At 37.6% G+C, this 19,994-nt stretch carries 19 protein-coding genes; 7 read left to right on the top strand and 12 right to left on the bottom strand.

Annotation, left to right across the window (positions count from 1 at the left end; all coding sequences use genetic code 11):
• The 4 genes from HS1_RS13435 to HS1_RS08775 all read right to left on the bottom strand — a co-directional run.
• Positions 1-597, bottom strand: a 597-nt coding sequence (locus tag HS1_RS13435; RefSeq protein ID WP_172793628.1) for an IS110 family transposase, incomplete at its 3' end; no start/stop codon positions are given.
• A 526-nt stretch (positions 598-1,123) separates the two neighbouring features.
• Positions 1,124-3,562 carry a DNA gyrase subunit A gene (gene gyrA / locus HS1_RS08790; protein WP_066064081.1) on the bottom strand — a complete coding sequence of 813 codons (2,439 nt, stop codon included), beginning with the start codon at positions 3,560-3,562 and terminating at the stop codon, positions 1,124-1,126.
• Between the two features lie 386 nt (positions 3,563-3,948).
• A complete protein-coding gene (locus tag HS1_RS08780; RefSeq protein WP_066064075.1) occupies positions 3,949-5,370 on the bottom strand; it encodes a cobyrinic acid a,c-diamide synthase CobB in 1,422 nt (473 codons plus the stop codon).
• Positions 5,367-5,600: an FmdB family zinc ribbon protein gene (locus HS1_RS08775; RefSeq protein ID WP_066064072.1), complete on the bottom strand. Its 234-nt coding sequence runs from the start codon at positions 5,598-5,600 to the stop codon at positions 5,367-5,369. The genes HS1_RS08780 and HS1_RS08775 overlap by 4 nt, the downstream gene beginning before the upstream one ends.
• Positions 5,601-5,831: 231 nt before the next feature.
• Between HS1_RS08775 and HS1_RS08770 the strand changes: the two genes are divergently transcribed.
• On the top strand, positions 5,832-6,503 hold the full coding sequence (locus tag HS1_RS08770; protein WP_156469432.1) for a LysR substrate-binding domain-containing protein: 672 nt from the start codon (positions 5,832-5,834) through the stop codon (positions 6,501-6,503).
• A 10-nt stretch (positions 6,504-6,513) separates the two neighbouring features.
• Here HS1_RS08770 and HS1_RS08765 read toward each other — a convergent pair whose 3' ends face one another.
• The 8 genes from HS1_RS08765 to HS1_RS08730 form a co-directional block, all read right to left on the bottom strand.
• Positions 6,514-7,827: an alginate export family protein gene (locus HS1_RS08765; RefSeq protein ID WP_066064066.1), complete on the bottom strand. Its 1,314-nt coding sequence runs from the start codon at positions 7,825-7,827 to the stop codon at positions 6,514-6,516.
• Positions 7,827-9,761 carry a cytochrome c3 family protein gene (locus tag HS1_RS08760; protein ID WP_066064063.1) on the bottom strand — a complete coding sequence of 645 codons (1,935 nt, stop codon included), beginning with the start codon at positions 9,759-9,761 and terminating at the stop codon, positions 7,827-7,829. The genes HS1_RS08765 and HS1_RS08760 overlap by 1 nt, the downstream gene beginning before the upstream one ends.
• Positions 9,762-9,763: 2 nt before the next feature.
• Positions 9,764-10,576, bottom strand: a complete 813-nt coding sequence (locus tag HS1_RS08755) for a sulfite exporter TauE/SafE family protein (protein ID WP_066064060.1) — start codon at positions 10,574-10,576, stop codon at positions 9,764-9,766.
• 2 nt (positions 10,577-10,578) lie between these two features.
• Positions 10,579-11,205 carry an FmdE family protein gene (locus HS1_RS08750; RefSeq protein ID WP_066064057.1) on the bottom strand — a complete coding sequence of 209 codons (627 nt, stop codon included), beginning with the start codon at positions 11,203-11,205 and terminating at the stop codon, positions 10,579-10,581.
• A 23-nt stretch (positions 11,206-11,228) separates the two neighbouring features.
• On the bottom strand, positions 11,229-11,564 hold the full coding sequence (locus HS1_RS08745; protein WP_066064054.1) for an ArsR/SmtB family transcription factor: 336 nt from the start codon (positions 11,562-11,564) through the stop codon (positions 11,229-11,231).
• 87 nt (positions 11,565-11,651) lie between these two features.
• The gene (locus HS1_RS12875) at positions 11,652-12,164 is read right to left on the bottom strand and encodes a thioredoxin family protein (protein ID WP_082757742.1); all 513 of its coding nucleotides are present in this window, start codon (positions 12,162-12,164) and stop codon (positions 11,652-11,654) included.
• 11 nt (positions 12,165-12,175) lie between these two features.
• Positions 12,176-13,354 carry a permease gene (locus HS1_RS08735; protein ID WP_281178290.1) on the bottom strand — a complete coding sequence of 393 codons (1,179 nt, stop codon included), beginning with the start codon at positions 13,352-13,354 and terminating at the stop codon, positions 12,176-12,178.
• A 474-nt stretch (positions 13,355-13,828) separates the two neighbouring features.
• Entirely contained in the window at positions 13,829-14,794 is a 966-nt protein-coding gene (locus tag HS1_RS08730; protein WP_082757740.1) for a glycosyltransferase, read from the bottom strand.
• A 120-nt stretch (positions 14,795-14,914) separates the two neighbouring features.
• Here HS1_RS08730 and era point away from each other — a divergent pair, with 120 nt between their 5' ends.
• From era to HS1_RS08700, 6 genes are read left to right on the top strand one after another with little or no spacing between them, the layout of a single operon-like run.
• A complete protein-coding gene (era, locus tag HS1_RS08725; protein ID WP_066064045.1) occupies positions 14,915-15,811 on the top strand; it encodes a GTPase Era in 897 nt (298 codons plus the stop codon).
• A 9-nt stretch (positions 15,812-15,820) separates the two neighbouring features.
• Positions 15,821-16,741 (top strand): ACP S-malonyltransferase, encoded by a 921-nt coding sequence (gene fabD, locus HS1_RS08720; protein WP_066064042.1) that lies wholly within the window; start codon positions 15,821-15,823, stop codon positions 16,739-16,741.
• A gap of 30 nt (positions 16,742-16,771) precedes the next feature.
• Positions 16,772-17,128, top strand: coding sequence for a succinate dehydrogenase, cytochrome b556 subunit (gene sdhC / locus HS1_RS08715; protein ID WP_082757738.1), 357 nt, complete (start codon positions 16,772-16,774; stop codon positions 17,126-17,128).
• Positions 17,125-17,430 carry a succinate dehydrogenase, hydrophobic membrane anchor protein gene (sdhD, locus tag HS1_RS14045; protein ID WP_066064037.1) on the top strand — a complete coding sequence of 102 codons (306 nt, stop codon included), beginning with the start codon at positions 17,125-17,127 and terminating at the stop codon, positions 17,428-17,430. The genes sdhC and sdhD overlap by 4 nt, the downstream gene beginning before the upstream one ends.
• The gene (gene sdhA / locus HS1_RS08705; RefSeq protein WP_066066543.1) at positions 17,430-19,160 is read left to right on the top strand and encodes a succinate dehydrogenase flavoprotein subunit; all 1,731 of its coding nucleotides are present in this window, start codon (positions 17,430-17,432) and stop codon (positions 19,158-19,160) included. The genes sdhD and sdhA overlap by 1 nt, the downstream gene beginning before the upstream one ends.
• A complete protein-coding gene (locus HS1_RS08700) occupies positions 19,160-19,849 on the top strand; it encodes a succinate dehydrogenase iron-sulfur subunit (protein ID WP_066064034.1) in 690 nt (229 codons plus the stop codon). Before sdhA ends, HS1_RS08700 begins: the two co-directional genes overlap by 1 nt.
• The last annotated feature ends 145 nt before the right edge of the window (positions 19,850-19,994 follow it).

Here is a 19,994-nt window from a genome sequence, read left to right as displayed (position 1 = left end):
CTTATATCTCGAAAAATCAGGATACCTTACCAGAAGCCTCAACATCTTCTTGCTGTCTGTATCACCAATCTCTAATATCTCAGGAGATACTTCTAATAGCCTTTTTCGAAGCCTGTTTTGCAACCTTATCTTCTCATCTATCAGGGTTTGTTGATGCCGAGACAGAATCTTTAACTTTTCATTGATTTTTGTTGCCTTCTCTACCGCAATGAATGCCTTTTCATTTTCAGCGTCTAAATAATCTCTTAATTTCAGCATTTTTGCTAACATTTTTGCGTCCCTTTTATCGTTACGCCATTCTGCCCCAAATACATTCCGAAATTGTTTTAATTTTAAATTATCTACATTGTATAAGGTGAATCCGCTCTCTATAAGTATCCGATCAAATGGTGCTCCGTATCCATTCTTTCCTTCAATTGCAAATGATATTATCCCACCTTCTCTTTTCTCAATCTCTCTAAATTCTCTAACTGCCTTATAAAATTCACTGAATTTGTGTGCTATCTTCTGGTCATACAAAATCTGTTCTTCATCATCCATGATAATTATGTGATGATTATCACTGCCAATATCGATTCCTCCAGATAACCTTTTCACGCCTCACCCTCCTTTATGTTTGATATTTTATGGCTCTGCCAATACCTTTATCCCGTCTATAATAGCCACTTAAAGGCACCTTTCCATTAGACAGGGTATTGGCAGGAGAACATCCGGCAATTCAAACCGAGTCACAATAATTCAACATTATTGACTGACCCCGTTAGCCACAAATGTTCCCCTAGCCATTTATCATTTATATCACATAAAGAAGGCTTCTTAATTTCATTCCCCATTTTTTACTCTCACTTTTAATTATAGACCCCAATTCCACTACATTTGGCTATTTCATTCCCTCACTATTTCACTACTCACTAATTTAATGTTTTGGCATTAAGACATTTGGATTTCATTTGATATTTGGATTTTGAAATTTGGATTTTTTAGACCATATTTAAACGTTTGTTCTTTTTGTTAAATTACTTATGGCCTGACTTTGACGTAACCCTGACCTTAATTACTTCTCTGTAAACCGAGGTTTAATTTAAAAAGTTAAGAATAATCCTGTGGGTTTTTGCTCGGTCGTTTAAATCATATTTTCCTTTAATACTTTAGCCACACCTACTACCCTTTCATCTTCTTTTAAGTTTATGAGTTTTACTCCCCTTGCCTGTCTTCCTAAAATAGATATGTTATCTACTTTTAGGCGGATGATTTTTCCTATATTGTTTATCAACAAAATTTCATCAGAGTCTCCCACATAAGTCATACCTATAACATTTCCTGTTTTTTTTGAGGTTTTTAAGGCAATAATTCCCTTTCCTCCACGGCTTTGAACCCTAAATAATTCCACAGATGTTCTTTTCCCATAGCCCTTTTCGGTAACAATTAAGATAAATCCTTTATTTTCAATTAATGTATCCATACTAACTACCCAATTATTATCATCTAAACGGATACCAATTACACCTCTAGCCATCCTTCCCATAGGGCGAACATCGGATTCTTTAAATCTTATACTAATACCTGTTTTAGTGAGGAGGAAAATATCATTTTTCCCTTCAGTCAAGTGTCCACATACCAACTGGTCATCTGGGTCAATGGTAGCGGCCTTAATACCCCGGATAGTGGATGTTAGATAAGTAAATTCAGAAATAGGAGTTTTTTTAACTATTCCTTTTTTGGTCACCATCGTGATGAACAGGTCATTTTTAAAGTCTTTTACACTTAAAACAAAAGCAATTTTTTCTTGAGGAGGAAGATTGATAAGATTCACTAATGGTTTACCCATAGCTATCCGGCCACCAGGAGGAATTTCATAGACTTTTAGTCCATAGGCTATGCCTTTTTGAGTGAAAATAAGTAAGTAACTGTGAGTAGAAGCTATAAATATGTCCTGAACAAAATCTTTCTTTTTTAAATCAACCCCCATAATTCCTTTACCACCACGACGTTGTTCTCTATACACATCCAAAGGAATCCGTTTTACATAGCCACGATGGGTTAAAGTAACTACTACTTCTTCGTCAGGAATAAGGTCTTCTGTATAAATTTTTTCCCGCTGAGCCTTTATCTCTGTCCTTCTTGGGTCAGCATATTTGTTTTTTATCTCTTTCAATTCCTCTTTGATAATTTCCTTCACCAATGCCCCACTTTTTAGGATGGCCTCATATCTGGCAATGTCTTGAAGACTCGCTTTATATTCTTGAATAAGACTTGCTCTCTCTAATTGAGTAAGTCGTTGGAGTCGCATCTCCAGAATGGCTCGTGCTTGAATTTCTGTTAACTCAAATTGGTGTATTAGTTCCTTTTTGGCTACCGAAGGACTTTCTGCCTTACGAATCAAGGAGATTACTGTATCCAAATGGTCTAAGGCAATCTTTAATCCCTCTAAAATATGGGCCTTTTCCTTAGCTTTTTTTAGCTCATACTGAGTGCGGCGAATGATAATTTCACGACGGTGTTCAAGAAAGGAGACCAAAAGTGTTTTTAAATGGCAAAGAACAGGACGGTTATGCACTAAAGTTAGAAGAATAATACCATAACTAGTTTCTAAAGGGGTGTAAGTATAGAGTTTATTTAGTATCACTTGAACATTTTCCCCTCTTTTAATTTCTAAAACAATCCGAATCCCTTCTCTATCTGATTCGTCTCTAATTTCAACAATACCCGTTATCCTTTTTTCTTTTATTAATTCAGCAATTTTTTCTATTAAACGCGTCTTACACAATTGAAAGGGGATTTCACTAATGACTAAACAGGTTTTTCCTTTTTTTTCTTCTATTTCTACCCGACCCCTAATAGAGATAATTCCCTTTCCTTCTGTGTAAGCCTTTTTAATTCCTTCTTCGCCATAAATAATGCCTCCTGTTGGAAAATCTGGGCCTGGGACAAACTGCATTAATTCTTCAACTGTGATTTCTGGTCTTTCCAAACAGGCAATAAGAGCATCTATTATTTCACCCAAATTATGGGGAGGGATATTGGTAGCCATTCCTACAGCAATTCCTGCAGAACCATTTATTAAAAGATTTGGAAGACGAGAGGGTAAAACTACAGGTTCTTTCAAAGTGCCATCATAATTAGGCAACCATTCCACAGTTTCTTTTTCTAAATCTTTCAGTAATTCTTGCGTAATAGGGCACATGCGCACTTCGGTATAACGCATGGCTGCCGGAGGGTCCCCATCTATAGAACCAAAATTTCCTTGGCCATCCACCAAAGGGTAACGCATAGAAAAAGGCTGAGCCATTCGCACTAAAGCATCGTAAACAGCAGTGTCTCCATGAGGATGATACTTACCAATAACATCACCCACAATTCTAGCAGACTTTTTGTAAGGCTTATTCCATTCATTGCCCAATGTCTTCATGGCATAAAGGATACGACGATGCACAGGCTTTAAGCCATCCCGAACATCAGGCAAGGCACGTCCAATGATAACACTCATAGCATAATCAAGGTATGAGTGTTTAAGCTCGTCTTCCAGCCTTACTGGCTGAATCCTCTCTCTTTCAACAGCCATAAAAACCCCTTAAAATTATTCTTAAAGATAGACCAAAATACAGGAAATGTCCAGAGTAAAGGAACCCCCAGAATTTTTAAAAGCTTTCTAAAAAAAGTAAGGTAAACTCCTCAAAACCGTAATAACTTTAAAAGAAAACCCACCTGCCTGCCGTCGGGCAGGCCTGCCTGCGCAGGCAGGGCAGACAGGCCTGACAGAAAAATAGTTTCTTAAAGAAAACTTCTTTTTTCACCTTCCTCTTTAATATTTTTATATCCGTCTTTGCACCGCAGGGCATCAGCATATATATTTGTTCCCTTAATTCTTCTGTAGTCATAAAGGTCTTTTGAAAAATATTTTCTTTTTACTCCACTCTTACTTTTTCGGCCTTATCTATTTAGAACGTGTCAGAAACCCGAACAATTACAAAGCTTTTTGATTTCCCCTGACCCTCTCTGTTTATAAACCAATGCCTGTTTAATCAAGGCACTAGCCCAATCAGGTGTGCCTAAGGCATGTAAGTGGGTATAAGTAGCCAGGACATTTTTATAACACAATCCATCGTGTTTCCCGTCAATTCCATAGCCCCTTTTCATTTTAAAGGCAAAATAAGTATCTTTATCTTCACCTGACCAGCCTAAAACATAAGAATAATGAAATTCATGTCCTCGCAAACATTCTCCTAGCTTAAAATAGGGATTAGTCTTCTCTACCTTTAAAATAGTATATCCATGCCCCTGAGGTTTTTTGCTTACCCCAATGACTAAGGGCAAAACACCAGCCATAGGATAAGTTTTTTCCTCACTAACTAGCTTTTCGCTTAGATACATCAACCCCCCACACTCAGCATAAATAGGCAAACCATCTTCAGCGGCCTTTTTAATAGCCTGTCTCAATCCCTTATTGGCTGAAAGTAAGTGGGCATGAGTCTCAGGGAAACCACCCCCAATATAGAGGGCATCAATAGGAGGAAGTAGGTCATCATTTAAGGCGCTAAATTCTATTATTTTTGCCCCTGCTTTTTTTAAGGCCTCTATATTCTCGGGATAGTAAAATTGAAAGGCCGAGTCTCGAATAATCCCAATATTTACTGAAATTTCTCTATACTGGGGCATTTTCTGAAGCTTAAATTTTAATAGGGGTGCCTCAGAAGCAATTTCCCAGATTTTTTCTATGTCCAAATATTTGGCTACTACTTCAGCAGCATTTTCTATAGCCTCTTCTGCCTGTGGGTGTTCTTGAGGAGGTACTAATCCCAAGTGCCTTCCAGGAAAGATTATATTTCTCAATTTAGGAATATTTCCCACTACAGGTAAATGACAATACTTTTCAATGCAGGCAGTAATAATCTTTTGGTGACGAGTATGGGCCAATTGGTTTAAAATTATACCCTTTATAGGCACCTGCGAATCAAAATTTAAACAGCCTAAGACAACCGCTGCTGTAGTGCGGGTCATTTTACTACAATTGATAATCAGAATTAAGGGAATTTCGAGAAGTTTGGCTAATTCAGCCGTGCTTACACTGCCTTCTCTATCTAGACCATCGTATAAGCCACGATTTCCCTCAATAACCACTACATCTGCTTTAGAGGCATTCCAAACAAAAGATGCATACACTTGAGACTTGTTAGCCAAAAACAAATCTAAATTATAACAGGGATAACTCGCAGCCAGAGAAAGCCAGGCCATATCTATGTAATCAGGCCCTTTTTTAAAACAAATTACCCTTCTTTGCCTGGCCCAAAGCCTGCTCAGTCCAACACTAATGAGGGTTTTACCTGCATCACCACTTAACCCAGAAATAGCAATTCTGGGAAATTCCCTCATTTTTCAGGCCCTGGTATTTCTAAACTCCCACAAGTCCCACTGCTACAAGATTTAAAGGTTGAACGGATAGAACCTGTTTTTGTAGAAACAATACCAAGTTTACTTATAACGCGCTCAATTTGCCTTCCACCACACTCCGGACACTTCATTTCTGTTTGCTCATTTTTTTTAAAGTGAATAATCTCAAACACATGCCCACACTGAAGACATCTAAATTCATAAATAGGCATCTCTTATCCTCCTTGCCTTAGTTCTTACCTTAAATAAAAATTTTGTCAATCTAACCAAACAGGACTTTCCCCAGAATTTTTAAAAGCTTTCTAAAAAGATAAGGTAAGCTCCTCAAAACAGTAATAACTTTAAAAGAAAATCCACCTACCTGCCGGCAGGCGGGCAAATGGAGCAAAATAAAGCAAATTTTTAAAAACATAGCTTCACCTAAAAGGTGGTATAGAGTGCCTATGTATCTAGATTTATTTTCTGTAAAGGAGAAAAAAGATTTGATTATAGGTGCAAGCTCCACTTTTGGAGAATACCTGTTGCCTAAGATTTTAATCAAATTTAGGGAAGCTTATCCCAACATAAAAACTAGTTTTAGGATTGGTAAAAGTCCGGCTATTTTATCAGGACTGGCTAACCGTGATATTGATATAGGCATTGTAGGAAATCCCTTATCTACTTCAGTGGAGTATGAAGAACTACTAGAAGACCCATTAGTAATGATTGTCCCTAAAAAATACAATTATAATGATAGCCCACTAAAATTAAAAGGTGTTTTGGAACTTCCTTTTATTATACGGGAGGAGGAATCAGGTGTTACTTGGTGTTGGAAACATTATCTGTTAAAACATAAACTAAGTTGGAATAAAGTTAAAATACGAGCTATAGTCCACTGTAATGCCTGTGCCAAAGCAGCAGTCAAGGAAGGATGGGGAGCTTGTGTTTTATCCAAAATAGCTATTTCTGAATCTTCCCAGCACTACAACATATTAGATTTTGAAGGGAGGCTCAAAAGATATTTTTATATTGCTTATCTTGAAGAAAAGGTTAAAGACCCTAGAATTAATCTTTTTCGCAAATTTTTAAAAATTAATTTTTCCCATAATTCATTACCTTCCCAAATCAGCTCCTAATGTTTTGTATTTAAAACCAAATCATCATCTGCAAAAAATACCAATAGGCATGTGGATTAGTGCCAGTGTTTTTAGCAAAGTTTAAGGGAATAAAGGTAGAAAGACCCATTCGCCATTCATAACGTTGGTATCTAAATATAGCCTCTGTATCAATTTCATGCCCAATTGCCTTCCCTGAGTTTCCTGCCTTATCCCATCTTTGTGGCTTGCTATTAGGAAAATACCAAGCATCTTTTTTGTCATCCAGGGTAAAATAATGATAGGCAGTTTTAATAAGTAATGCAGGATGTGGCTTAATTTCCAAATCTATTTCATAATCCCTTAAGTTCATCCAGCCCAAAAAATTCATCCTTCCATAAAACCTATCTACCCCTCCAAAGACACCATCAAATGTGCCATGGATACCATCATTTGGGTCTTTGTCTCCAGAACCACAAGTATATTGGAGTTTAAAATGTGGTTTAAAGGTAAAAGGAAATGTATAGCCTATTTGAAAATTATATCCATAGGCTCTTATTTTATCCCTTCCCCACCAACCCCACTGATATACATAAGTTGCACTATAATCTATATGTTTAAATTGATCAAAAAGATAAAATCCTATACTGTTTGTATTCCATATACCTTTACCTGCCTCTCCTTGCTTTATCTTTCTGCAGTCCCTTTTTAATACATAAAATAAATCCAAATTAAATGGCAATCTTTTTATTGTGCTATAAATAGCATAACCAGTAGGATAGTGAATATTAGGATTGGGCCATTTATTGGGGTCGCGAATGAGATAGCGGCCTACCAATAAGTGTGTTTTGATATATTGATTATTTATGGTAGCTACTATAGCATCCCAGGCATAGCGACCTGTGTTTCCCCATTGCCCAGGCCCTAAGATGCGGGCATCTCCATAGGAAATTTGCTGTCTGCCAATTTTAAAATCAAGCCATTCTATGGGTTTTATTTCCAAAAAACCCTGTCTGATATCAAAGGGGTCAAAATATGGGTTGCTAGGTTTAAAGGTATAAGCAGGTAGAGACAGGCCTAGGACATGGGCGTCTTGTATTTGTAAGAATGCACGAATAGAAGGGTAAAGGATAAAATTGAAATTAAGTCGAAGTCTTTCTAAAAAGAAGGCATCATCATTTTTTATCCCATACTTTTTAATATTATAATTACCTTGATATTCAAAACGCGTGCGGATATTACCACTTAAGGCAAAACTCCTATTTCCCCATTTAACCTGATAAATAGGCCTGATTTGGGGTTGATAGGCAAAACAAGGTAGGGCTAACAGTAAGGATAGCCCTACCCAAATGGTCTTTTCACACACTATTCGCCTCTCCAGAACGAATTCCAGGCGTTAAATAAGGTATGAAGATATTCCTTAAAAGTAGAAATTTTGAGATGGGTTAAATGTTCCACCTGTTCTTTTGTATAACCTAATGTTTTATATTGGGGCTCCCATAAGGCATTCCCATTTTCATCCCATAGTCTGACCAGCACAGGGCGATAGAAAAATTTACTATGAGGAGAGTGACATTCTTCACAAGTTTCATAACCAAGTGCTTTTTCCTTTGGAGCCACATCGTGAGTCAATTTAAAGGCTGAGGCATAAGGACTGTTCTCATAACTAGTTTTAGGTAAAATTTTATAATGATTGCTGTCAATATAAAGGAGGTTATCTACCACCAAAACAATCTGTTTTTTCCCTAAATCAATTTTTTCATCAGCTAAAAATGCCTTCACTGCTTTTATAATGGCTTCCCTTTCCTGAGCTGTATTTACCTCTGGATGTCCATCTCCATTATCATCCTTAATTAAGTCAAGTGTTTTGTATTTACCTTCTTCAAAATGTTTTTGCCACATTACTAATAGTCTATGCATGGAGATCTGCATGATGCCTTTTTTATCAGGCTCTTTTATGCCTATCCAGATAGAATGAGTCTTGTTAATAGGATATATTTTGTCTTTATAAACACAAAGCTCAGGTGACCAAAAATGAGGAGGCTGGTCAGGAAGAAAGCTCAATAAATCAAAATAATAATTGTAATATCCTGCTTCCTGTCCATAATATGTCCATATCCTTTTAGCTTGGGGAATCTTTGCATCTTTATTAAAAACCGTGCTATCCTGAATCAAGGCTGCTTGAGTATAGTGCTTAGGAATATGACAGACAGTGCAATCAAGCTTTTCAAAGCACTTACCTAAAATAAGTTTGTGTCCCCACATATAAATGCGTTTTAATCCACGATTATGACAAGTCTTACAACTTAAAGTATTGTCTAAATCATTCCTTACCCAAATACCTGGGTCATCACCTTTGGCAAATTGATGTCTTTCCTTGCCTTTGATTCTGGAATCTAAGGCCAACATGCCTGCAGTATGACAATCTACACAATGAATATCATTTTTAAGATGAACATCATGTTGAGCATTCCAAGTCACCCCCCGCTTTTTCCAATCAGAGAATTTATGGCATTCAATACAAATTCTATCATCTACCTTTTTTGTGATAGTCAAAGAAACCATATTTTTTTCATCAAAAAGCCGTGGGTTATACCGAACAATAGGTTTTTGTCCATTTTTTACAGTGCCAATCACTTCTCCTAGATGACTGGCTGCAGTTGATGCCCACTTAAAATTCAGATTCTTAATTTGACTCCAGCGAATCTTAAAATTATAACCTTTTAAGTGGCACAAAAGGCAATCTGCTTCTATTACACCTGTCTTATCCCATTTACTTTGGTAATAATCACCATTTGTGGGATCTTTAGCAAGTTCAGGGTGCTTTTTTAAGTAAACATCATAACGATGTCCTTGACGGTCATGCTCCATGGTATTTCCACCTGGATGACACACACCACAATTTACGGCAAAGGTAAAGGAAGTAAGGTCTGACTGTAAAGGAGAAGAGATTTTTAAAGGACTTACCCAGTGGAAATTAGGTGCTGTAGGACACCATCTTCCACCATAATTGCCATAACTTAAAAGCCACGGATAAATAACCTTATCTTCTTTTTTTACCTTTTCCCCCCAGCCTTGAGTGAAGTGGTAGCCTTTAACGATCTTCTCATAGTCATGGCAATCAGAAAGACCACATGTTTGGCGAGGACTATAAGGGGCAGTGCTTTGAGGAGTGATAATATTTCCGTTTTCGTCACGTAAATAGATTTTTCTTGGACACTGTGAACCCCCAGTAACAATAATAACAGCAATGGCTGCCCCTACAAAAAGGGCAAGCAACATATAGAGCAGGTATTTCATATTTAACCTCTCTTAAACGCCATATAAACCATCCAACAGGCAATAAAGATGAGGAGATAGCCAAAATATTTTTTATGTTTCTTTTTGTCAATCTTTACCCCTAATCTTGCCCCTACCTGAGCGCCAGAAAAGACAGCTCCACCTAAAACTAATGCCAATCTGGGATCAAAATGCCCTACTAATGTATGACCAATAAGGCCAGTTAAGGCCGTAATACCAATCATCAAACTGGAAGAGCCAACCGCAATCTTCATGGGCACACCACCCAAAAGCACCAGTGCAGGCACTTTGAAAAGCCCACCACCTACCCCAAGCATACCAGCAATAAAACCTGCTAGAATCATAATGGGAATAATAACCAGCAGATTTAAGTGATACTCAAATCCACCTATTTTACGGCGTAAGCAAAACCAGTGCCTTTTAATGACCGGATAGGTCTTCTCAGCTTCTTGAATAGGCTTAATCATAAAATAGGCACCAATGAGCAAAATGCCAGCAAAGACCAGTTTGGAAAACATAGGTGGAAAATATGGAGAAAAATACCCACCTAAAAAGGCCCCTAAATTGGTAGGTGGTTCAACAATTAAAGCTAACCACCAATCTATCATCTTGGCCTTTTGAAACACCAACATAGCCGAAATAGTAGCAGCTATAATCAAGACCTGACTGGTAGCTGCTGCTTTATAAAGAGGCAGGCCAAAGGCCAAAAGCATAGGCACAAAAATCGCTCCTCCACCCTGACCAAACATCATAAAGACGACTGAAACACCAAAAAAAACTGCAAATAAAACCCCTATTTGTCCCCAGCTAAGCATCTTTATTCCTTATATCCACTACAAGGAATGCAATAAAATTTCTTATCCTTTACCCTTATCCATTTTGCATAAACTGCCTCACCACAACCCTCACAAGGATAGGCCTCAAATGTCCCTTTGGCTGGTTTTGGCTCAATGGGAGTTACTTCGCCTGTATTAAAAATTTCTTCTTCAGGCAAATTTATTATTTTATTCACTGCCATCTCTGCCAATTCCCTTTCTACCTCTTGGGGAGGTACCCCTGCCTTCCTTTTGGCAATAAAAGGAGAGGTCTTTAATGCATTTAAGACAAATTCTCCCTTAACATTCACCCTGACCTGTCTTTTCCCCTTTCTATCTATTAAAGTAAAGGCCAACTTACCATAACGCAGTTTTTTCACATTCCCCTTTCCATAAGTGCACCCTGTAGCCATCATCAGACCATCTAAAAAACAGGCCATGGCATGACCTTCGGCGGTCTCTGCCAAAAGCATAAGCTCCTTATCCTGAGAGCGTCCTACCCTTAGTTTTCTTAAAGCCAAAAGCCCTGCCCTTAATCCCAAAGGCATAGCCGGACAAAGATGCCCATGAAAATACAGACCGTGCTCAAACATTTCTTTTAATTCCTTGTCTTTAATCTCTATAGCCATTTTTAGACCTCCTAGTGATATTTTTAATCTCGCAAATTAATCTTCCTTGCCTTTTCAATTAAATCCTTAAGCTCATCTTCCTTTGAAATTTCATCAATAAGTTTTAAAAAAATTGAAGAAATTTTATTTTCCTTTAAGGTATATATCACCCATTGTCCTTGTCTCCTACTTTCCAAAAAATCTGCTTCTTCTAAAATCCTTAAGTGGCGTGAAACAGTAGGCTGACTAAGCTTAAGCAATGCCTGCAGTTCACAAACACATAATTCCTTTTTTTTAGCAATACAGGCCAGCATTTTAAGCCTGCTTTCATCCCCTAAGGCCTTAAAGGCCTTTATCCATTTTTTTAAACCCTCACCCATAGTCTCCTCACAATATTAATATTTTTGCATAATTATATATCTCTATATATTGGCTGTCAAAAAATATCTCTTTCTCAACCAAAAACCTCAATTTTTTTCATGACTTCCCTCCCTTAAGCTTTCTTCAATCCATTTTTTAATCATGCCTTTAGATGGCACCCGCCCACTTACTTTTAATTTTCCATTAATAATCAGGGCAGGTGTAGCTAAAAGACCATATTTTCTTATTTCAGTAGGGTCAGTTATATGCTCAACGGACAAAGCTACCTTCATTTCATTTAACACCTGCAAAACTTCTTCCATTAAACGGTCACAACTAGGACAACCAGGCCCTAAGATGATAATTCCTTGGGTGGGTTTCTCTTTGACAGGTTCTCCTAAATATTTTTTAAACTCTCGCCAAAATGCCTCTTTATATGATTTTTCTATCTCAGGTTTTGCAGGAATGTAATTTTTTCTTTTAAGGCACTGAAATAGCCTTTGTTTTAATTCCTTTTCTGAATATTTATTTTTTATTTGGGCTATTTCTTCTAGGGCAGTCTTTAAACCAATGATACCAATAAGTTGACCATTTACATTGATTTTGCTTATATCCTTCATTTTTGACTCCTTTATGTAATATTTCCATAAAAGATCCCTGCAAAAGTGGAAAAGATTACTACTAAAATAATATAAGTAATGGCTCTTTTTATCCCCATAATTCTGGCAATGACTAACATATTAGGAAGGCTTAGAGCCGGCCCAGCCAATAATAATGCCAGGGCAGGACCCTTTCCCATGCCTGCCCCTAAAAGTCCCTGTAAAATAGGAACCTCTGTTAAAGTAGCAAAATACATAAGGGCTCCTACAATTGAAGCAAAAAAGTTTGCGGTAAAACTATTTCCACCTACCAGTTTTTCAATAATAGAAGCAGGTATAAGTCCATTGTCTGTCCCTGGCCTGCCTAATAATATGCCAGCCACTAAGACACCAAAAAATAATAAAGGTAAAATTTGTTTGGCAAAAAACCAGGTAGATTGAAACCAATCGGAAATTTGTTCTTTTTTAAACCATTTAATTACTATCAATATCGTGACTGACAAAAATAGTAGGGCAAGTAGCCAATGCCACTTATAAATAGTAAACCAAAGACCACTTATTTCTTTTGGTCTTGCCCAGGCAGCAAAGACCATCATACCTACTAGAGAGAAGATAAAAAAGGCATTCTGCCACAATGGTCTTTCTGGATCAGCTTCAACTATCATCTGAAAACCTTCTATACGCTCCTTTTCTGCCTTACCAAAGATAAGATTCATACTCAAACCAATAAATAAAGCAAAAAATACCGAAAATATCCCCCTAGCCAATCCCAATTGCCAGCCCAAAACTTTAGCTGTTAATACCAAGGCCAAAATATTAATGGCTGGACCTGAATAGAGAAAAGCCGTTGCTGGACCAATACCTGCTCCTTGAGTATAGATACCCGCAAATAAAGGCAACACTGTGCAGGAGCACACTGCCAAAATAGCTCCTGAGACCGAGGCAAGGCTATAAGAAAGGATTTTATTCGCCTTTGCCCCAAAATATTTTAATACTGCAGTTTGAGAGACAAAACAGGAAATAGCTCCAGCAATAAAGAGAGCAGGAACAAGACAAAAAAGTATATGTTCTCTTGCATATTCTTGAACTAGAAATAAACCCTCAAGAATGGCATATTGCCAGCGGACATGATGTAAGGGAACAAAGTAGAATAGAAAAAAAACAAACAAAAACAAAATAAATAATTTTAGCTCTTTATTACCCATTTTCATTTCAGTATTAATATATTGACATATGTTTATATATTTTATTGGTTTTGTCAAGAGGTCTTAATCAACACCCCAGGGATACGGCAAAGTAGTTTAATTAGAATAGATAAAGAGGTAATTCTTGTAGCACAACCTGTCTGCCGACAGGCAGGAAGGTTTTTTAAATAAAAAAGATTAAAAAAGCAAATTAGGCACATATCTAAATCCAAGCAGTCTAGAGATGCTAATTACTAAATTCCTTAAGCTTGCCATTACCTTTAACACAAAGGGGAAAAAGCCAGAGGGTTTTAATATCTGTTAAAAAACAAATTATTTCGTGACTTTGACGTGGCCCTGAATGAGGTGCTATTTGAGCTTTCAAAAGTGTATCTTATATTATAGTGATGAAGAGAAAAGATTGAGCGAGATTCCTGCAAAAGCTGAGAAGAAGGATTTTGGGATTAAACTTATTTCCTAAAACTTTGTGGAGTTAGAGTTTTAAAATTTGTTTTTTACTTCTAAAATTTGCTTAATTTTATAAGATGGTAAGCTCTCTTCCAACAATCGGTGAAGTCTTAGCAAATATTCTCCAATGAAACCTACAATCAAAGTCTGCCAACCAGTGAAAAATATTAGTATCACCAATGCTTGAAAAATCTTTGAGGGAGATATGGCTCCTAAAATGCGCAGAAAAAGGTAAATGCCTCCTGTAAGCAAAGAAAAGATAAGTAATCCTGTGCCAAGAAGTATAATACGCTGAAAGATGTGTCGCGAATGATGCACAATAAATTCTAAAAACAAGGCAAAAAGTTTTAAAAAATTATATTTTGAGCCTTCTTTATTCCGGTTTAGCTGTTCAATTTCCACTTCTGTCACCCTGGAGGCACACTTAGCTGCTTTTACCTTTAAAAACAAAAGAGAGCCGTGTTTTCTCACCTTTTCTAATAAAGAATGAGTATAGGCATTTACTGGGCAAGTCAAATCCCGCAAGTAAATATGTAAAAGATAATGAGAGAAAAAATTAATATTATAAGAGGCAAACCTTCGCAGAATAGAAGTATTTCTAATTACTCGCACTCCGCTAACCAAATCATAGCCCTCCTTTAATTTAGATAAAAATTTATTTAAAATAAGGGGGTCAAATTCCATATCCGCATCTAAAGTAAAAATATAATTACCTTTGGCTCTTTCTAATCCAGCATTTAAGGCAATAGCCTGGCCATAGTTCCGTTCTAGAACCACAATTTCACTACTAGGTGGAGCAGATTTTTGCATGATTTCTACACTTTCATCTATGCTTCCATCATCAACTAAGATAACTTGGGTGATTATCCCCTGATTTTCCCAATTCTGGCACAATTCTGTCAATCTTTTTAAAAAAATAGGCAAAACACGGGCCTCATTATAAACAGGAACAACAATACTACATTGCATTTTAAGATACCTTTTTATTTTGGATAACATAACCCAAAACAGGGGTTTTCGTCAATTTATTTTTAATTTATATTCTTACAGTAAAAGGCATAATCATCTAATATCTAAAATATATGTGCAAAAAAATTCATTTGTGATAGACTTCAGACTATGGATTTTAAATCAGGTTTTATTTCTATTATAGGTGCACCAAATGTGGGAAAATCTACTTTGCTTAATGCACTTCTTTCCCAAAAAGTGGCTATCACTTCAGCTAAACCTCAAACTACTAGATACAAAATTAAAGGGGTACTCCATCTGCCAGAAGCGCAGATTATCTTTGTTGATACCCCTGGTATTCACGATGCCAGTATTCCATACAACAAATACATGGTGCAACTGGCTATAGAAACTTTAGAGGAAGTGGATGTGGTTTTATTAATGATTGAGCCATTTCCCAAAGGCTTAAAAGACGGTCATTATATTATTAACACTTATCTTAGCCAAATTAACAAACCTTCTATATTATTAATTAATAAAGTAGACAAAATCTCCAAACCTCAACTACTTCCCATTATTGAAGAGTTCAATAAAATCTATCCATTTAAGGCCATTATTCCCATTTCAGCTAAAAAGGAGGCAGGCCTTGAAGATGTAATAAAAGAAATTGTGGGATGTCTCCCAGAAGGCCCTCAATATTACCCTGAAGATTTTATTACCGACCAGAGCGAACGTCAAATAACAGCAGAGATTATCCGGGAAAAGATTATTAATACTACTAGAGAAGAAATTCCTTATGTAGTGGCTGTTACAGTGGAAGAATTCAGAGAAATACCTGAAAAAGAAATGCTTTATATCAGGGCTGTCATTCATGTAGAAAGGAAATCCCAAAAAGGCATTATAATTGGTAAAAAGGGACAAAAATTGAAAAGCATTGGACAAGCTGCCCGAGAAGAATTAGAACTTATTTGGGGACAAAAGGTCTTTTTAGACCTATTTGTAAGGGTGGAACCAAACTGGCGTCAAAACCCCAAGGTTTGGGGACAATTGAGATTGAAAATGCAATGAGGGGAAATTATGAAAGTTGCCTTTGTTTTTCCAGGACAGGGTTCACAGTATGTAGGCATGGGTGAAGATTTATGGGAAAAATCTTCTGAAGTAAAAGATATCTTCGCTTTGGCTAGTGAGATTTGTGAGATAGATATGGTTAAATTGTGTTTTGAAGGCCCTATGGAGACATTGACAGAAACAATCAATTTACAGCCTGCTCTGGCTACAGTGGAAATAAGTATATTTTCCTGTCTATCTCGCCAGAAAATTTTACCCCATACAGTGGCAGGACATAGTTTAGGTGAATATCCAGCCCTTTTTGCTGCAGGTGTCTTATCTTTAGAAAACACCTTGAAGGTAGTTAGAAGAAGGGCACAGTTAATGCAGGAAGCTGCAGAAAAGCACCCTGGAACTATGCTGGCTATTGTTAAACTGGATATAGACAAAGTGAAAGAAATATTAGCAGATTATAAAGGAGCTGAACTGGCCAACTATAATTCGCCTCAACAAATAGTAATTAGCGGCTCGCCTCAAACCCTCAAAGATATCAGTGAGAGAGTAAAAGACGCTGGAGGACGGGGAATACCCTTAAAGGTCAAAGGGGCCTGGCACAGCTCGTTTGTCAAAGATGCGCAAGTGATGTTTAAGGCATTTTTGGATGATATTCCCTTCAACCCTCCTCAAATAGAAATATTCTTCAATACCACTGCCCAAGCAGAAAACAGCCCAGAAAAAATTAGAGAAATGATGTGGAAACAGCTATGCTCACCAGTCCTATGGTGTGAAGAGGTAAAAAATATGTATCAAGCTGGTGTAGATGTTTTTTTAGAAGTAGGACCCAAAAAGGTGCTTACAGGCTTGATCCAAAAAACCTTACCCCAAGATTATAATTACAAAATATTTGCGGTAGAAACTATGAAAGAAATTAAAGACCTGAAGGACATCTAAATATCTAACTGATTTTTTATATATTTAGGTATGAGCAAATACTTGAAATACTTGATTTCATACCATGTGCATGTTGGTACGGTTGCCTGGCTACTTATGCGTCTTTGTGGCATTGTCTTGACTATTTATCTGGGATGTCATCTGGGAATAATCTTTTGGTTTGGTAAAAATTCAGCTTCTTTTACCACATTTTTACAAATTTCTAAGCATCCAGGAATGAGGATTTTAGAAACCTTTTTTATTTGGGCAGCATGTTATCATGGAGGCAATGGTATAAGGCTTATCCTGATGGATTTAGGCCTTGGCATCCGCTGGCAAAAGTCGTTATTTATAGTCATTATGATGTTAAGTTTAATTTTAACTATATTTTTTGTTTATCTGAGATGACTAGTTGGCTCTGGCAAAGGTGCAGTGGCATTGCTTTATTGATATTGTTCTTTATTCACTTGAGCGTTACTCATCTTCGTCCCCTGAGTTATAAAAACATCCAAATGCGATTATCTTCTCCTGTTTGGATAGTCTTGGACCTTTTTCTATTGGGATTCACCATATCCCATGCCTTAAACGGCCTTTGGCAAATTGGCCAAGAATACATTTCAAATAAGGCTTTTAGAAAAATATTACCCTTTTGTTTATGGTTAGTAGGATGTTTTTTGTTCCTTATAGGATTATTGATTTTATTTAGATGATAAAACACAAACACCAAATTATAATTGTTGGTGCGGGTATTGCTGGATTATCTGCTGCCTTAGAAGCAGCCCAGGCAGGTAATGATGTAGCAGTAGTCTCTAAAGTCACTCCGCTCCATTCCCATTCTGTAGCTGCTCAAGGAGGCACAGCGGCTGCCTTGGGCAATATGGAACCTGACTCCTGGGAATGGCATTTCTATGATACCGTTAAGGGAAGTGATTTTTTAGGAGACCAGGATGCCCAAGCCTTATTTTGTAAGGAGGCTATAGAGACAGCTTATTTCCTGGAACATATTGGTGTCCCTTTTAGCCGTGGAGAGAATGGCCGCATTCTCCAACGGCATTTTGGTGGGCATTATAGTGAATTCGGGAAGGGACCTTACATAAAAAGAAGTTGTTTAGCAGCAGATAGGATTGGCCAAGCCATACTTTATACATTATGGGGTCAATGTTTACGTTTACAAGTGAAGTTTTATAAAGAGTTTCTGGTTACCCACATTCTATTGCAAGATGAAGGATGCAGCGGAGTGATAGCCTGGGATATAGTGCGGGGAGAGATGCATATCTTTCAAGGGAAATTGACCCTTCTAGCTACCGGGGGATGTGCACGCCTGTTTAAAATAAGCACCAACTCAAGCATAAATACCGGAGACGGTATGGGGATGGTCTTGGCAGCTGGCCTTCCTCTGGAGGATATGGAATTTATCCAATTTCACCCTACTGGCCTCTATCCTTGGGGTTTCCTGATTAGTGAAGGTGTGAGAGGTGAGGGTGGCTACCTTTTGAATCAAGATGGTGAAAGGTTTATGAAAATCTATGCCCCAGCTAAACTAGAGCTAGCACCTAGAGATGTTGTCTCTCGAGCTATTCAAGGAGAAATACGAGCAGGGCGAGGTATAAGAGGGAAGCCTTATGTCTATCTGGATATTACCCATCTAGAAGACCAATTGATAAGGGAAAAACTACCCCAAATTCGCCAAATGGTGCTTAAATTTGCAGGCATTGATCCCAAAAAACAACCTATTCCTGTGGCCCCAACGGCTCACTATACCATGGGGGGCATTCCCATAAACATAAACTGTGAGGTGCTTGCAGATGGAAAAAAGACCATTGTGCCAAGACTTTTTGCCGCCGGAGAGTGTGCCTGTGTTTCTATCCATGGGGCTAACCGATTGGGCACAAATTCAACTATGGAATGTGCTGTTTTTGGTCGTAGAGCTGGAAAGTATATGGCAAAAATAGCAAAAAAAGTGAATTTTCTCCCTTTACCTCAAGGACAAATTAAAGAAAGATTAGGAGAAATTAACACCCTTCTAAATCGTACTCCTAAAACATCCCTAGCTGAAGTTAGAGAGGCACTGGAGGAAGGGATGACAAAAAATTGTGGTATCTTACGTGATGAAAGTTCACTTAAAAATCAACTTGAACTTATTCACCAGCTAAAGACCGCTTACCAAGAAATAGGATTAAAAGGTATGCCTAAAGAGTATAACTTGGCTTTACAGGAAGTTTTGGAGTTAAAACACATGCTGAATTTAAGCGAAGCAATAGTGAGATGTGCCTTGGCCAGAAAAGAAAGCCGTGGTGCCCATTATCGGAATGACTTTCCCCATAGAGATGACAAAAATTGGCTGAAACACACACTGGTCTTTATAGAAGACGAAAAATACAAATTAGACTACAAGCCAGTAGTCATTACTAGGTTTGAACCAGAGGAAAGGCAATTTTAATGCACAAAATTTTTTTCATCCAACGTTTTTCAGCAGTAAAGGACAAAAGGCCCTATTGGCAAAAATATGTCCTGGAATGTAAGCCTTCTTGGGTGGTATTAGATGCCTTAGAAGTCATACACAGAAAAGATTTATCCCTAGCATATCGGAGGGCCTGCCGCCACGGCATTTGTGGGTCTTGTGCCATCAACATCAATGGTATAAACCGATTGGCCTGTGAAACACGATTGGCCGATTTACCTGACAAGATTAAGATTAGACCTTTGCCTGGATTTTCTATCATAAGGGATTTGGTAGTAGATTTAACCCCTGTTTATGAGCATGTAGAAGCCATTAAACCTTATTTAATCACTAAAACAACACCACCAGTAAAGGAAAGATTACAGTTACCTTCTGAACGCAAAAGATTAGACGGTCTTTATGATTGCATTTTTTGTGGTGCTTGCACAGGTGCCTGTCCCACTTTTTGGGCCAATCAAGAGTTTTTAGGACCTACTGCCCTAATTCAGGCCTGCCGTTTTCTTATGGACAGCCGGGATGAGGCCAAAGAAGAAAGAAAAAAGAGCTTAAAGGCACAACCCGGATTGTGGCAGTGCCATGGTATATTTAACTGTGTAGAGGCCTGCCCTAAGGGCTTAAATCCTTTTAAAGCCATAGTAACTTTAAGGAAGGCTATTTTATTTGAGTGAGTTAAGAACAAGGCATTCTTAACATTCTTAATATATACAACAAGCACGGCAAGAGGATAGCAACGCTTCAAGCCAATCAAGATAGCGATAGATATGGTGATTTTGGGTGGTCTATGACAGGTAAAAAATAGATAGTATGTGGCAG

The organism is Candidatus Desulfofervidus auxilii (assembly GCF_001577525.1).
Classification (GTDB): Bacteria; Desulfobacterota; Desulfofervidia; order Desulfofervidales; family Desulfofervidaceae; genus Desulfofervidus; species Desulfofervidus auxilii.
The sequence above is the reverse complement of the archived record's forward strand: the minus strand, read 5'-3'. Positions and strand labels throughout refer to the sequence as shown.